Source organism: Prevotella vespertina, from assembly GCF_009728485.1.
Taxonomy (GTDB): Bacteria; Bacteroidota; Bacteroidia; order Bacteroidales; family Bacteroidaceae; genus Prevotella; species Prevotella vespertina.
The window spans coordinates 18136-34568 of sequence record NZ_VVIQ01000013.1; the positions used below are offsets into that span (position 1 = coordinate 18136).

General features: G+C 45.3%; 11 protein-coding genes. 10 read left to right on the forward strand and 1 reads right to left on the reverse strand.

Annotation, left to right across the window (positions count from 1 at the left end):
* The first annotated feature begins 128 nt into the window (after nucleotides 1–128).
* The 3 genes from F0475_RS10170 to F0475_RS10180 all read left to right on the forward strand — a co-directional run bounded on the left by F0475_RS10170 (nucleotide 129) and on the right by F0475_RS10180 (nucleotide 4784).
* Nucleotides 129–299: a hypothetical protein gene (locus F0475_RS10170; protein WP_155716547.1), complete on the forward strand. Its 171-nt coding sequence runs from the start codon at nucleotides 129–131 to the stop codon at nucleotides 297–299.
* Nucleotides 300–321: 22 nt separating this feature from the next.
* Complete coding sequence (locus F0475_RS10175; RefSeq protein WP_155716548.1) at nucleotides 322–2013, forward strand: hypothetical protein; 1692 nt, start codon at nucleotides 322–324, stop codon at nucleotides 2011–2013.
* A gap of 431 nt (nucleotides 2014–2444) precedes the next feature.
* Entirely contained in the window at nucleotides 2445–4784 is a 2340-nt protein-coding gene (locus tag F0475_RS10180) for a TonB-dependent receptor (RefSeq protein WP_394350004.1), read from the forward strand.
* Here the strand turns inward: F0475_RS10180 and queC are convergent.
* Nucleotides 4781–5434: a 7-cyano-7-deazaguanine synthase QueC gene (gene queC, locus F0475_RS10185; protein ID WP_155716550.1), complete on the reverse strand. Its 654-nt coding sequence runs from the start codon at nucleotides 5432–5434 to the stop codon at nucleotides 4781–4783. The two genes, F0475_RS10180 and queC, sit on opposite strands and share 4 nt — an antisense overlap.
* A gap of 180 nt (nucleotides 5435–5614) precedes the next feature.
* On the opposite strand from queC, the gene F0475_RS10190 reads away from it, so the two are divergent.
* From F0475_RS10190 to F0475_RS10220, 7 genes are all read left to right on the forward strand, one after another.
* Nucleotides 5615–6865, forward strand: coding sequence for a phosphoglycerate kinase (locus F0475_RS10190; RefSeq protein ID WP_004384255.1), 1251 nt, complete (start codon nucleotides 5615–5617; stop codon nucleotides 6863–6865).
* 85 nt (nucleotides 6866–6950) lie between these two features.
* Nucleotides 6951–8075, forward strand: coding sequence for a cyclically-permuted mutarotase family protein (locus tag F0475_RS10195; RefSeq protein WP_449421267.1), 1125 nt, complete (start codon nucleotides 6951–6953; stop codon nucleotides 8073–8075).
* Between the two features lie 23 nt (nucleotides 8076–8098).
* Nucleotides 8099–9325, forward strand: a complete 1227-nt coding sequence (locus F0475_RS10200) for an MFS transporter (protein WP_155716552.1) — start codon at nucleotides 8099–8101, stop codon at nucleotides 9323–9325.
* Between the two features lie 20 nt (nucleotides 9326–9345).
* Nucleotides 9346–10263, forward strand: a complete 918-nt coding sequence (locus tag F0475_RS10205; RefSeq protein ID WP_155716553.1) for a dihydrodipicolinate synthase family protein — start codon at nucleotides 9346–9348, stop codon at nucleotides 10261–10263.
* 564 nt (nucleotides 10264–10827) lie between these two features.
* Nucleotides 10828–14082, forward strand: a complete 3255-nt coding sequence (locus F0475_RS10210; RefSeq protein ID WP_155716554.1) for a SusC/RagA family TonB-linked outer membrane protein — start codon at nucleotides 10828–10830, stop codon at nucleotides 14080–14082.
* A 16-nt stretch (nucleotides 14083–14098) separates the two neighbouring features.
* The gene (locus F0475_RS10215; protein ID WP_155716555.1) at nucleotides 14099–15556 is read left to right on the forward strand and encodes a RagB/SusD family nutrient uptake outer membrane protein; all 1458 of its coding nucleotides are present in this window, start codon (nucleotides 14099–14101) and stop codon (nucleotides 15554–15556) included.
* A gap of 108 nt (nucleotides 15557–15664) precedes the next feature.
* Entirely contained in the window at nucleotides 15665–16372 is a 708-nt protein-coding gene (locus tag F0475_RS10220) for a DUF4843 domain-containing protein (protein ID WP_155716556.1), read from the forward strand.
* Nucleotides 16373–16433 lie beyond the last annotated feature (61 nt).

The following is a 16433-nucleotide window of genomic DNA, read 5'->3' on the forward strand; positions in this document are numbered from 1 at the left end:
TATATAGTTTATGCTTATTTAACAAAAATGGGGGGGTAAATAAAGATTAATTAATACCTTTGCAGCCAATTAATACGCCGTTTTCTATATTAGAACAAAACTATTTAACAAATACAATTAAACCATTTATGAGAAAGAAGAGAACCTATATTCCACCGAGAGTGGTGCAGATTAATTGTGAGTATGAGGGCATGATATGTCATAGTAAGCCAATAACTCCTGATGCAAATAACTCTAGTGAAGAAGATTGGAATCCGAATGAAAACATCGGAGGAGACGATGAACACGGATTTGAATAAACCATTGATAAGACTTAAAAAGATGTTATACAATTTAAAGAGTACAATTACAAAGATTGGTTTTGGTGCAGTGATAGCCTTGTTAGTAGGCTGTAATAACAATGTAGAAAATGATGCTGCGAGTAATCAAAAAGCAAAAGTTGGAATTGAGATTATCGAGTCAGGCTATGATAATTTGGCACCTGCTTCACGTGCTGTAAGTAGTAATAGCGATAATCAAAAGTCTGTAGTTGATTTCAACGACTGCGGTGCTTCTACCGAACTTGTCCCTGATCAATCAAGTAAAGAACCTGCAACACGTGCCATAACAGGCAATACGCACTATACAATTCGATTCTATGAAGGGTCGACGAGAGTAGGAGAACTAAAGGGAAGAATGAATGGTTCAACCTTTACTCCTGATGCGGGCACGTCTAACCAGTTGTTTTTAATGCGTGGAAAGACTTACACTTTTGTTTGTTTCAACGATGATGTCGTTGCAAATGGAGAGTCTCTTGAGGTGAGTTTGGATAAAGCTGCGACTGCACGCATTGGACGACAAACAGTCACAACAGGTACTACTTGGGCGCAAGAAACAGTAAAGATTATCTCTAAACATGCTGGTGTGCGTGTCAGAACACAGATTCAAGCACAGAAGCATACGGTAAAAGACTTTAAAGCTAAGTTCCTTTCAAACTCGACAAACATACCTAATAAGGTGTCATACAATCCTGTTACGGGTGTTTACACAACCCTCTCTACAGCTGCATTGGCTGCATCTGAGAATAATTCTCCGAATAGTACAGAGGCAAGATATACTGCATCAGGGTATGGAAAGAACTTTTCTTACACCTCAACAGCCCCTTTCCATTATCTTCTACCAGGTACTGACGCAAAGAACTTGAAGATGGATATCAGCGAAGGACAAATCTTTTGGAAGAATATGGAGGGTTCTATCAATAGCCTTGTGAGTGCTGGTAAGGTCTTAGAAGCCAATGGAACCTATACTATAGCCGTCAAGATCAAGCCTTATTTCACCTATCTTTTCAGCGACGGAACAACAGGCTTGCTACATAAGAACCCTGGAAAGACACCTGTCGGAGTCGTTGTTGACCCCGTAAACCATCTCGCTGCAGCTATAGAAGAGGTCGGAAACGGAACGAAGTATAAGCTTGCTGAGACATTATATGACCATAAGCTTCTGAGCAGTCATGATATTAGTAATGATGGAGGGATTGGTGTTAGCACTGCAAGTAGGTACTATAGAGAGTTCTCAACCAGCGGTTATGACGAGACATGGAATGCTTCTTATGCAGGAGCGGACGTGCTTCCTGCAGATAAAGTAAGAGGTGAGAGTGATAACTTCCCAGCCTTTAAAGCAGCTGCGACATTCCACCCTACAGCCGTCTTAACGGGTACTTTAGCAACAAAGAAGTGGTTCTTACCCTCTCAAAGAGACTATTTCCATGCTTATGATTTGCTGGGTTTTGCTGATAGAGTGTGTGATATAGGGCAATTAAGCTATGCCTATGATTGGTATGGTTATCTATTCGAATCAGCATTTACTGCCGTTGGTGGCGTTTCTTTCGTTGGTATTACAGAAGATAGATTCTATTGGACAAGCACCTCACATTATGGTGGTAGTCGATTCGAAGCAAGACCTGGATATGTAGGAACTTATACGAATTATCCATGGTTTAAATATAAGGTTCGATCCTTTGTACAGTACGATTAAACAAGAGGGAACACACTCCTGAAATTAAGGAAGCAGCCTCTCCCCCGTCCCCTCTACAGCCTCTCCCCCGCCCCCTCTCCGAATGGAGAGGGGAGTGAATACTGTTAGTAGGATGGGAGAGGGTGGTAAGGGGGGATAGAGGTAATTGTATTTTGAAATTAAGGAAACGCCCTTCTCCAATCGAGAAGGGCGTTTCTTCGTTATGAAGAGAGCCTTTCTTCACACCAATGAAACGCCCCCTTCATCTGCAAACAGCAGTTTTCACTCCCCTCTCCATTCGGAGAGGGGGCGGGGGTGAGGCTTGTAGATAGGTTGGAACTGCGCCTGTTTTTATTCTCACTTGATTACAATAAAAGGGGAGGGGAGAGCGTTATTTGATAGTTATGATAGGTAAGTATCTGAAAACAAGTATATTATTTGTGCTCTTCCTAATGGTTACGCAGGTAGCTATTGGTCAGTCTTTTACGCTGCAAGGGAAGGTGTCTGATAAAGATGGAAACCCCATTGAATTAGCGTCCGTGATGGTTGTTTCGCAAGGAAAGTTGGCTATGACGAACCTAAAAGGCGAATTTCATATTCAGTTACACAGTGCGGATTCGGTCAAAGTACGCTTTTCGATGATTGGTTATAAGAGCAAGGAGCGGGTGCTCCGACGCCCACAAGGAAAGCAGACCATGCTCGTTCAGCTTCTTGATGACAATGAGATGCAGGAGGTGGTAGTAGAGGGTAAGACCAAGCAACACGGTACGACCGAGGAACTCGACGTCGATAAGGTGAAGCAGGGACCCTCTGCTTCGGGTAATGCAGTCGAAGAGATGGTGCAGACACAAGCGGGTGTCTCCACTCATTCCGAACTCTCCTCGCAATACAATGTGCGTGGTGGTACGTTCGACGAGAACTCTGTTTATATCAATAACATTGAGGTCTATCGCCCCTTCCTGGTACGTAGTGGGCAGCAGGAAGGCTTGTCTATCATAAATCCTGACATGGTTCAGAGTGTCGGCTTCTCAACTGGTGGCTTTGAAGCAAAGTATGGTGACAAGATGAGTTCAGCCCTTGACATCACTTACAAGCGTCCGAAACGAACTGAGGCGAGCCTCACTGCCTCCTTACTTGGAGCCAGTGCGTACCTTGGAATAGCGTCAAAGAAGTTCACTTGGACTAATGGTGTGCGTTATAAAACGAACCGTTATCTACTCGGATCGTTGCAGACTAAGGGTGAATATAAGCCCTCGTTCTTGGATTATCAAACCTATCTTTCATGGCAGCCTAGCAAGCGCTGGCAGATAGACTTTATAGGAAATATATCGGACAACCACTATAACTTCCAACCAGAAGACCGTGAAACGAACTTCGGGACACTGCAGAATGTGAAGAAGTTCCGTGTTTACTTCGATGGACAAGAGAAGGATCTCTTCCGCACTTACTTTGGTTCTCTCTCCATCACACGCCATCTCTCACCTCGAACTGACGTATCGCTCTTGGCGTCGGCATTCTCAACAAGGGAGCAGGAACGCTATGATATACAGGGACAATACTGGCTTACGCAGACCGAGACATCGGAGAATCTGGGTGTGGGAACCTATATGCAGCACTCGCGCGATTACCTGAAAGCGAACGTGAAGAGCCTCAAGTTAATGCTACAACATCGAATGGGTAAACACAAGATTGACGGTGGACTGACTTACAAGATAGAGCAAGTTCGAGAGAACTCTACCGAGTATGAGTATCGTGATTCGGCTGGTTATAACGTGCCACATACTGGTCGGGACCTTCGCATGATATATGCCCTTCGTGCGAAGAACGAGCTGAATGCTAAGCGAACAGAAGCCTATCTGCAAGACACATGGAACTTCCAAACACGTGATTCAGTGCCAACGCTCTTCACGTTAAACTATGGTGTGCGTTTTGCCCATTGGTCGTTTAATGGCGAGAGCATCGTCTCTCCACGTGCTTCCCTTACCATTACTCCTGGCAAGAATCGCAATCTTAGCTTCCGAATCGCAGGTGGTTTGTATTATCAAGCACCGTTCTATAAAGAGTTGCGAGATACCTCCATGGTGAATGGCATCACCTATGCAACTCTGAATCAAAGTGTCCGTTCGCAACGATCCATCCATGCTTTGGCGTCCATGTCCTATCGTTTTGAGATGATGGGCAGACCATTTAAGTTCACAGCCGAAGCCTATTACAAAGCCTTGTCACAGCTCGTACCTTATTCAGTAGACAATGTGAAGGTCACATACTACGGCGATCAGCACGCCACAGGACATGCAACAGGATTAGATCTAAAGCTCTTTGGCGAGTTTGTTCCTGGTACTGATTCATGGTTGACACTAAGTGTTATGAACACAAGAATGCGTCTGAACGGTAAGAGCATACCGCTCCCGACCGATCAACGATATGCACTGAATCTATACTTCACCGACTATTTCCCTGGTACGACGAGATGGCGAATGTCACTCAAGTTAGCCTATGCTGACGGGCTTCCCTTCGCAACTCCTCACCAGGAACTAGAGAACAACTCCTTCCGAGCACCAGCCTATAAGCGAGCGGATATAGGTATGAGTTACCGTCTACTAGACAATCATGATGGTAGTAGAAACACGATATTCAAGAACGTATGGATTGGGCTTGATTGCCTTAACCTATTCGGTATCAACAACGTTAACTCATACTATTGGGTGACCGACATAGCCGGTCAGCAATATGCCGTACCGAACTTTCTTACGGGTCGCCAGATTAATGGTAGGGTGACAGTAGAGTTCTAGTTCTCATATTCCGTAGGGTCTTTAACCCCTGCATCAGCGAATGCCTCTTTGCGTTCCACACATGTTCCACACTTTCCGCAGTGCATCTCTGAACCCTTATAACAGCTCCATGTCTTGGCGTAATCGATGCCTAGAGCAGTGCCACGGCGCACGATGTCAGCCTTAGAAATGTTCGTGTAAGGAGCTTCGACACGCACATCAACGAAGGTGCCAGCCGATGTTGCCTTATCCATGGCATCGATGAACTCGGGTCGACAATCAGGGTAAATCGTGTGGTCGCCACCATGATTTGCAATATAAACACGCTTTAGTTCGTGGCTTTCCGCTATACCCGTAGCAATCGCCAACATGATTCCGTTGCGGAAAGGAACCACTGTCGACTTCATGTTCTCCTCCTCATAATGCCCCTCGGGGATGGCTTCTGCACCTTCAAGTAGCGAACTCTTGAAGTATTGGTGCATGAAGGTAAGGGGTATAGTAATATGTGGAATACCCAGCTTCTGACAGTGGTATTCAGCATAAGGTAACTCCTTCTTGCTATGGTTCTGACCGTAATCAAACGATATAGCTAAGGCTATTGTCGCCGCCTTGTCATATAATAAGGTGATGGAATCAAGGCCTCCACTGACGATAATAACAGAATCTTTCATATCCAACGAATTAATCAATAACAATACAGCCCAGTGCTAACTGCGCTTTACAAAATACCCGATTAAGGGTAAACCATACGTGCAAAATTACAAAAAAGATACTAATCTCTTCCCTAATTCATCGAAAAGTAGTATTTTTGCGGTAGGTTAGTAATCACATTAAAAAGTATTATATAAGAGATGAAAATTAATGATTTCAACTTCGCCGGACATAAGGCTATCGTCCGCGTAGACTTCAATGTGCCATTAGATGAGCATGGTCATGTAACAGACGACACACGTATCCGTGGTGCTCTTCCTACCTTGAAGAAGGTGTTGGAGGATGGTGGTGCCCTCATCATGATGAGCCACATGGGTAAACCAAAGGGTAAGGTTAAACCTGAACTATCATTGAGTCAGATCGTAAAGAACGTTAGCGATGCCTTAGGAGTTGATGTTAAGTTCGCTAAGGACGCTGGTAATGCTGATGCAGAGGCAGCTGCCTTGAAGCCAGGTGAGGCTCTCTTGTTGGAGAACCTACGCTACTATCCAGAAGAGGAAGGTAAGCCAGTAGGTGTTGAAAAGGGCACTCCTGAGTATGACGCAGCCAAAGCTGAGATGAAAGAACGCCAGCAGAACTTTGCAAAGAAACTTGCTTCTTACGCTGACGTGTACGTTAATGACGCCTTTGGAACAGCCCATCGCAAGCACGCATCAACGGCTGTTATCGCTGATTACTTCGATGCCGACCATAAGATGTTGGGCTTCCTTATGGAGAAGGAAGTTACTGCCATCGATAACGTCCTACGTAATGCTAAGCACCCATTCACAGCCATCATCGGTGGTTCAAAGGTAAGTTCTAAGCTCGGAGTAATCAAGAACCTCCTTGACAAAGTGGACAATCTTATCATCGGCGGAGGTATGGGTTACACCTTTATCAAGGCTCAGGGCGGTAAGATCGGTAAGTCTCTTCACGAGGATGACCTTATGCCAGAGGCATTGAATGTGATAGCTGCTGCGAAGGAGAAGGGCGTTAACCTCTCATTGTCAGTGGCTACTGTTTGTGGCAAAGAGTTCTCTAATGACACTGAACGTAAGGTGTTCCCAATCGATCAGATACCTGATGAGTGGGAGGGAATGGACGCTTCTGAAGAGAGCATTGAGGCTTGGAAGAAGATCATCCTAAGCTCTAAGACCATCCTTTGGAACGGTCCTGTAGGTGTGTTCGAGTTGGAGAACTTTGCTAAAGGAACAGGCGAGATCGCTAAGACCGTAGCACAGGCAACACAAGAGAACGGTGCTTACTCACTCGTTGGTGGTGGTGACTCTGTAGCCGCAGTCAATAAGTTTGGACTTGCAGATAAGGTTTCTTACGTATCTACAGGTGGTGGTGCTATGCTCGAGGCAATCGAGGGTAAGGTGCTTCCAGGAGTAGCTGCAATCAATAAGTAAGCGCATTTCTTGCACTTAGATATATAAGCCGTCGTTCCGTAGGGGGCGACGGCTTTTTTGCTAAATGACCCCTTCAACCTAAATAATGAGTATTAAGAACCTAATAATGAGTAGTTTATCGTTACTATCGGGACTATCTGCAAATGCGTTCACAACCGATAGTTTGACACAGATGAAAGGATTTCCTACGACCGAAACAGGTATCGAACAAGGTGTATCAGCCTGTTTCGCAGGACATATAGGAGCGTATATTGTGATGGCAGGAGGCTGCAATTTCCCTGTTAACACGCTCGCTCCCGACAGTAAGAAGAAGTTTTATAAAGGTATATACAGCGCATGTTCCACCACTGGCGACCAACTGGCATGGACTCAGATAGGCTCCCTGCCCGAGCCAATAGCTTATGGTGTTGCCGTGTCATGTGCGGACGGAATGATCATAGCAGGCGGTCAGAACGAGAGCGGAAGCAAGCATGGTGTCTATCGCATTACGCTCGCTAAGGATGGTCAAGCACGTGTGACAGCCCTCCCCTCTATGCCTTGCAAGGTGGATAATATGGCTGGTGCACTCGTCGGTCGACACCTATATATCGTTGGCGGAATGGTAGATGGAAAGGCAAGCAATCGTGTGTTATGCCTCGACTTAGACCATCTCAACCATGGATGGAAGGACATTCAACCCTTCCCCGGGCTACCTCGTGTACAGCCGGTAGCCGGTTCTTTAGGCGAAAGAAAACTCTGTCTTTTCGGTGGATTTGCCCCTGCAACAAAGGGTGAAGACGCACAGTTGGCTATGGATGGCTACCTCTTTGATGAAGAAACTGCCACTTGGAAAAAGCTTGATAGCCCTAAGGATGAGGCTGGCGAAGCCCTCTTTGTGGGTGGCGGAGCAGCTATCAACATTGCAACTGACCATCTTCTGGTCACGGGCGGAGTAAACAAAGACATCTTCCTAGCGGCTGTCAATCATCCACAACCCGACTATCTCTCTCACCCGATAGCGTGGTATCAGTTCAACCCTTACACCTTATTATATAATGAGGGTGGTTGGCAAGTATTGTCGAAACATACGGAAACAGCACGTGCGGGTGCTGCTATGGTCAAAACCGATGATGGTGTCTTTGTCATCGGAGGTGAGTTAAAACCCCGTGTAAGGAGCAATCAGATTGTAAAATACCCCGAACAAGCTCCTCACAAACGTGAGATAAAATAACAAACAGCGGTAAAAACCTATCTATGAAGAAGTATTATCCCTGGGTGCTTGTCGCCCTCTTATGGTTCGTAGCACTCTTGAATTACATGGACCGACAGATGTTGTCCACCATGCAAGAGGCTATGAAAGTAGATATTAGTGAGTTAAATCAAGCCGAAGCATTCGGTGCTTTGATGGCAGTCTTCCTTTGGATCTATGGCATTGTAAGCCCCTTTGCAGGTATTATAGCCGACAGGATGAGCCGTAAGTGGCTCGTTGTGGGTAGCATATTCGTATGGTCTGCGGTCACATTCCTTATGGGTTACGCCCACAACTTCACGCAGCTTTACTGGCTAAGAGCCTTTATGGGCATTAGTGAAGCACTCTATATCCCTTCCGCCCTGTCGTTAATTGCCGACTGGCATGAGGGTAAGTCGCGCTCATTAGCTATCGGAATCCACATGACCGGACTCTATGTTGGACAGGCGATAGGCGGCTTTGGAGCCACACTCGCAGCCATGCTCTCATGGAATGCGGCGTTCCATTGGTTCGGCGTTATCGGTGTTATCTATTCAGTCGTACTCCTCCTCTTACTCAAAGAGAATCCTAAACATGCGCAGAAAACGCCCACCGCAAATGGAGAAAAGCCCTCACGTAATCCGTTCCGAGGCTTATCTGTGGTCTTCTCAACGTGGGCATTCTGGGTAATATTGTTCTATTTCGCTGTACCTAGCCTCCCCGGATGGGCAACGAAGAACTGGTTACCAACGCTCTTCGCCGATAATTTGAACATACCAATGGCTAGTGCGGGACCTATATCGACCATTACTATTGCCGTATCGTCCTTTGTTGGCGTCATTCTTGGAGGTATCCTCTCCGACAGATGGGTGCAGCGCAATATCCGCGGAAGAGTTTATACGAGTGCTATTGGGCTTGGTTTGACCGTCCCAGCATTGATACTCTTGGGCTTTGGACATAGTCTCGTCGCAGTCGTTGGGGCTGGACTATGCTTCGGAGTGGGCTATGGTATCTTTGATGCGAACAATATGCCGATCCTTTGCCAGTTCATTTCTTCAAAGTACCGAAGCACTGCCTATGGTATAATGAACATGACGGGCGTCTTTGCCGGGGCTGCTGTTACACAAGTGTTAGGCAAGTGGACCGATGGAGGAAACCTCGGTTTGGGCTTTGCCCTATTAGGAGCTGTGGTGGTGCTAGCCCTCATCTTGCAGCTTTCTTGCCTACGACCAACGACAGACAATATGGAATAGTAATACATTAAAATATAGTTATGGAAAAGATTATTGGACTTATCGACGCACCATTCACACCCTTTCATGCGAATGGCGATGTCAATCTCGAACCTATCGAGAAGTATGCAGCTATGTTGCAGAAGAATGGTTTGAAAGGTGTATTCATCAATGGTTCTTCAGGCGAAGGATATATGCTTACGACCGAAGAACGTATGCAGCTGGCAGAGAGATGGGTACAGGTTGCGCCCGAAGGGTTTAAGGTTATCGTACACGTGGGGAGCTGTTGTCTACGTGAGAGTGTCGAACTGGCGAAGCATGCCGAGCGCATTGGTGCATGGGGAATAGGCGCAATGGCACCTCCTTTCCCTAAGATAGGACGCATCGAGGAGTTGGTGAAGTATTGCGAAACCATCGCTTCGGCTGCCCCTTCCTTACCGTTCTATTATTATCACATCCCAGCCTTCAACGGAGCCTTCTTGCCTATGCTTGACTTGTTAAAAGCCGTTGATGGGCGCATAGAAAACTTTGCTGGAATCAAGTACACCTTCGAGAGTCTCTATGAGTACAATCAGTGTCGTTTGTATAAAGAAGGCAAGTATGACATGCTTCATGGTCAAGACGAAACAATCCTCCCAAGCCTTGCTCAGGGTGGAGCACGTGGTGGCATTGGTGGTACAACGAACTATAACGGGCGCGAGCTGACGGGTATCATCGAGGCATGGAACGCTGGCGACATTGAGACAGCACGTGAGAAACAGAACTTCTCACAGGCAGTGATCAATGTTATCTGTCACTTCCGTGGTAACATCGTAGGCGGTAAGCGCATTATGAAACTGCTCGGTTTCGACCTCGGACCGAACCGTGTTCCCTTCCAAAACATGACCGATGAAGAGGAAGCACGTATGCAGAAAGAACTCGAGGAGATTGGTTTCTTCGAGAGGTGTAATAGGTTTTAAGTTACCCCACCCAGCCTCCCCCAAGGGGAGGAGTGCCTAACGGGAGCAGGTGAAGGAAAGCCTCATCCCCGTCCTCTCTCCGAAAGGAGAGGGGCGTGAATACTATTAGTAGGATGTGAGAGGATGGTTAGTGGGAATAGAGGTAATTGTATTCTAGAATTAAAGGAAACGCCCTTCTCCAAACGAGAAGGGCGTTTCCTTATGTCGAGAAGAGCCTCTCCTTGCATCAAAGAAACGCCCTCTTTATCAGCAAACAATAGTTTTCACTCCCCTCTCCATTCGGAGAGGGGTTGGGGGTGAGGCTCTTCTTTATTTGCAAACATATGTCTTTTTAATAATGAAAAGATTATAAATTCGTTTTTTTTTCGTACTTTTGCAGTCGGATAATGATAGAAGAGTAATATCAAAGAAAGAGTTTTTTTAAGATTGTAATAAGAGTTAGAGCGAAAACAATTAACCATTATGAGCGAAACAAGTGATGGTATTCAGTTTAAGTGAAGGCTATTTTTCGATTAGTAAAAGATTGTTTTTTGATTAGTAAGTAAATATTAATTATAGAGAAAGATGCACAAGATGAATTTTCTCCAACGTATTACCTGTGTTCTTATTCTGAACCTTTTATGCATTGGACCATTATGTCTTCCAGCTTCAGCACAGGACTTCGATGGTGCTAAGGTAACGCTTTCTTTGCAGGATGCAACAATAGAATCCTTTGCAAATGAGGTTGCTAAGCAAACGGGTCTAGTAGTGAAATTTGCTGACGAGGATGTTAAGTCGCTCAAAGGAGTAACCCTTTCCGTTCGCGACCAGTCAGTCACAAGTTTATTGGTGAGCCTCTCCAATCAACTGCCGTTTACTTATTCGGTTGAAGGAAACACCCTCACCTTTGCCAAGAAGGTAGTTGCTCAACGCAAAGGAACCATTAAAGGTCAGGTTACTGACGCCGATGGCGAGCCAATCATTGGTGCCATAGTCCGCATGGAAGGCGTTAATGGAGGCTTCGTAACCGATATCAATGGTGAATACCAGATACAAACGGATCAGAAGGAGGCGCACCTTACGGTGTCCTACATCGGTTATAAGACCGTAACAAGGACTGTTAAGAATGGAGCAGCAGCCAACTTCACCTTGAGAGAGGACTCTAAAGAGATGCAGGAGGTTGTTGTTACGGGTTATCAAACTAAGAACAAGAACTCGTTTACGGGCTCTCAAGTAGCCGTGACACGCGATCAGTTGATGAATGTGGGTACGAAGAATGTGTTGCAAAGTATATCTTCCTTCGTTCCAGGTATGGTCATCGCTGATGATAACCTCAAGGGTTCTGACCCTAACAAGGTGGCAGATATCAATATTCGTGGGCGTGCCACCTTTGAGGGACAGGCTAATACTCCAGTCTATGTAGTCGATGGTGCACAGGTAACAGCAGAGTATGTTGCCGACATGGATATGAATGATATCGAGACAGTAACCGTCTTGAAGGATGCTTCAGCGTCTGCCCTTTATGGTGCGAAGGCGTCAGCTGGTGTGATCGTCATCACTACCAAGACCTTGAAAGGTGGTAAACTGAAGTTGAACTATAGTGGAACTGTTCGTTTGTCAACGCCAGACTTGCATGATTATCACCTCTTGAATGCTCGTCAGAAACTTGAGTATGAGCGTTTAGCAGGCTTATTCACTGATACAGACCCAACCCGTCAGTACCAGTACGACCGCGACTATGCACGTATCTATAACGATGTTCAGCGTGGAGTAGAGACCGATTGGCTATCGAAACCATTGCGTAATGCCTTCTCACAATCGCATAGCTTGAGTATAGATGGTGGTGATGAGCGTGCCAAATATAACCTTGGAGTACGTTATGGAAAGGACTCTGGAGTGATGAAAGGGTCTGATCGTACCCGCTTATCAACCAACTTCCGCCTCTCATATAACGTCTCGGGCAAGTTCTTCATATCGAATAATTCAACGTTAACATCGGTTACTAATCATGAATCACCGTATGGTGACTTCTCCGATTGGGTAAAGATGAACCCTTATGAAAACCCTTATGATGCCGACGGGCAGTTGCGTTCTTCGCTCTATCATGACCTTGCCAACCCATTATATGACGCCTCGTTAGGTAGTTACAACAAGTCGAATAACCTCGACTTCCTCAATACCACGAGTGTCCAATTATGGTTTGGTGATAAGGTGCGATTGGATGGTGACTTCACAATCGACCGCAGTAAGCAAGACAGACGAGTGTTTACTTCACCTTTCTCATACAATGAGAAGATCTCAAAAGCAGTCAATCAGCGAGGCTCCTTGTCGGATAACTGGACCAATACAACCACCTTCCAAGGTAAGGTAATGCTGTCTTATAACAACTACTTCTTTAAGAAGTTGTTCTTAACAGCTATGGGTGGTAGTAGTATGGAGTCGACTTCTACAGACGCAGCAGGCTATCGCTCCGTTGGATTCTACTCTGACCAGTTGGGTCATCCAGCCTTTGCTACCTCTTATGATACCAATAGTCACCCTAGTGGTTCAGATACAGAAACAAGGGGAGTAGGCTTCTTTGTGAATGCAAACACTATATGGGATAACAAGTACTTCCTCGATCTCATCTATCGTTATGAAGGCTCATCTCGATTCGGAAAGAACCAACGCTTTGCTCCATTCTGGAGTGTTGGAGGTGGTTGGAACATCCATAATGAGAAGTTCATGAAGGGTACTCCCATTCAATTACTCAAGTTGCGTGCTAGCATAGGATACCTTGGTAACATCAACTTCAACCCTTATCAGTCATTAACAACGTATAGTTACAACAGCTCTTACTTCTATGGTAAGGGTACAGGTGCCACACCTATTACTATAGGTAACCCCGACTTGAAGTGGGAACGCACGTTGAGTACGAATATCGGTGTCGACTTCACCGCTTTCCATGGGCGTATCGACCTCTCTGCCGACTACTATATCAAGAATACAGATAACCTGCTTTTGGATATAACCAAGGCACCATCAGTAGGTGTATCCACCTCTCGTGAGAATATTGGAGAGGTTCAGAACACTGGTTTCGAGCTTCGTGTTCGCACCTTCCCAATACAGACAAAGGACTGGCAATGGTCGCTTGGTTTCACCTATGCATATAATAAGAATAAGATTAAGAAGATAAGTAATGCGCTCCGTGCACTCAATGAGCAGAACCTCGCAAAGGGTGGTGTTGCACCACTCCCAGTATATGAGGAAGGTCAGTCATTGTCTGCTTTGAAGGTTGTTCCATCCGCTGGTATCGACCCAGTAACAGGTCAGGAAATCTTCATCAAGCGTGATGGTAACTACACATTTACCTATGATCCGAATGACAAAGTCATCTTTGGTGATACGAACCCAATCGGTATCGGATCCATCAACTCCTACCTTACTTATAAACGATTTGCCCTTAGTTGCACCTTTCAATACTCATTTGGTGGAGCCTTGTATAACGAGACTCTCGCTACAAAGGTAGAGGGTGCTAACCCTAAGTATAACGCCGATGAGCGTGTACTTCAGGACAGATGGAAGACGCCAGGAACGATTGCTAAGTACAAGCGAATTGATGATACGGCAACACCTTATCAAACATCTCGCTTCGTACAGATGAACAATTACCTGCGAATGAGCAGTTTGGCATTGTCTTACGAGGTTCCAACAACATGGATACAGAAGTACGGCTTGAGACGTATGTACCTCGAGTTCCTCACCAATGACCTCTTCTATCTATCCACGGCAAAGCGTGAGCGCGGTCTAAACTACCCTTACGATAGAAGTTTCGAGTTCTCTTTAAGATTCTCACTTTAATACGATTAGACAAGAAATGAATATGTTGACAAAATATATAGGGGCTTCGGTGGTACTTGCACTACTGACCTCTTGCAATGACTTCTTGGATGTTCAGCCCAAAGGACAGAACACCGAAGACCAGATGTTTACGACTATCACGGGTTATGAAGATGCTATGTTTGGTGTTTATGGCAAGTTAGCTTCCTCCAACCTGTATGGTGAGAGCCTCTCATGGGGGCTTGTTGACAAGCTCGGACAAGAGTTTGGTTATGATAACTCGCAGGATGTGAGCTATTATCTGAACCGTTACCAATATACCAACCAACAAGCTCGTTTGCAGACAGATGCCATCTGGAAGAACATGTATAGCAATATCGCAAATGTCAACAACGTGTTGCGACACATGAACGATATTAGTAGTGCGCCTCAAGAGAGACGCCTTATACATGGTGAAGCATTGGGTTTGCGTGCCTTTATGCACTTCGATTTGGCTCGCTTATATTGTACTGACTATACTCGAAGTGACGCCAATACGTTAGGTTTACCATATGCAACTGAGTTCAATCTAAAGAACCGCTCGCGTTATAGTTTGCATGATACTTTCAAGTTAATCATGGGTGATTTGAATGCTGCCGACTCGCTATTGTCAGATGATAATAACGTCACTTACAATAACGTTTTACAGCGTGATTATCATCAAGACCGCGTCATCTTCTTCAACAAATATGCGGTGAAAGCAACGAAAGCACGCGTTTACTATGCTATGGGCAATAAGTCAGAAGCAGCCAAGTATGCACGTGAAGTCATCAATGCAACACAGAACTTTAAGCTGAATACAACGACTTCTATCGATTCAATTATGCGTTTCCCAGCTAATAAAGAGATGATATTTGGCGTTTATGCAGCCGATCGTTCAGGTGCTATTCGTTCTGCTTTTCTGCGTGCAACAGGTGCTGGTACGTTTACTGAAGGGCGTCGTGATGCACGAAGTCTCTATGAGACAGACCACTTCACAGCCACTAGCTCCGATGCAAGATACAGCTCGTTCTTCAGAGAAAACACCTCTTCGGGTGCATCAACATTCTCTTTTATACGCTTCATACAGAACGATGCAGAGGCAAACAACAATACCCTCAAGGGCTTTGTACTGATTAGTCTGCCAGAGATGTACTATATCTTGAGTGAAAGTGTGTATGACACGGACAAGACAGAGGCTATTTCTCTGCTTAACGCAGTGAGGAAGAGTAGGGGACTTGGCGATGTTGATGCATCGAAAGTGAGCACACGTGACCTCTTCGAACAGGAGATGATGCGTGAACGTATGCGTGAGTTCCCTGGTATGGGACAGTCCTTCTATGCGTTAAAGCACTATAATCGCAGCTTTACAGACTTCCGCAACGTTGATACCTATCAACCTTCTGATGCCATCTTCAACCTCCCTTGGCCTGATGTGGAGAATGAGTACGGCAATAAGGAAGTACACAAATTATAAAAAATAAGGGCTGATAAGGTCTTTGTGGAGCGAAGACTCTTTCGCTAACCACACTGACCTGCCCTCATACAAAGTATATTGATACAATCAACTAGAATTTAATAGATTATGTATAAGTCAATCATAAACTTCTTTGCCATTGGTGTTATTGCCTTGTCATGGCAGGCATGCTCTGGTATAGATTACGATGGGGAATATTCTAAAGAAGGTGATTTTGAAGGCAATAATCAGGTGTATTTTGCTTTGAAGAATACTTCTGATACCTTATATAATTACTCTTTTGGAACCGCGCCAACTAGTGTAACACGTGATACGGTGGCTGTTACTGTAAAGCTCGCAGGCGTTAAAAAGTCCACTGCTCAGCACTTTAAGGTAGTCGTTGACCCTAGTAGTTCGGCTCAAGCAGGTGTACACTATGAGGCCTTGAATAGCGATCAGATTATTCCTGCCGATAGTCTTTCTGCAACGTTCCCAGTGGTGTTGTTGCGTCAAAACTTGAGTAGTACGCAGAATGATAACATACGAATTGTATTGCGTTTAGAGGCTACCAACGATTTAGGAGTTCGTTTCCCGAATATGACCAAGCGCATTATCACCTTCGATAATGTACTCGAGAAGCCTTATTGGTGGGACTATCCAATAATGAAGGCAATGGGTCTTCCAGACTATACTCCAGCTAAGTATCGTATGTTGTTGTCGTATTATGACTCCGACCCAAGCCTGATTGTGAATGCAATTCGCAATCCTCGTCAACAGACGCAGCTGTATAGAAACATTCAGAAGGTTAAGGCTTATTTCCTAGCAAACCCTGAGTAACAATACAACTAATAGATAACAGATACGGGACATGGTCCCTTCATGGAATAAGAAAGCTACA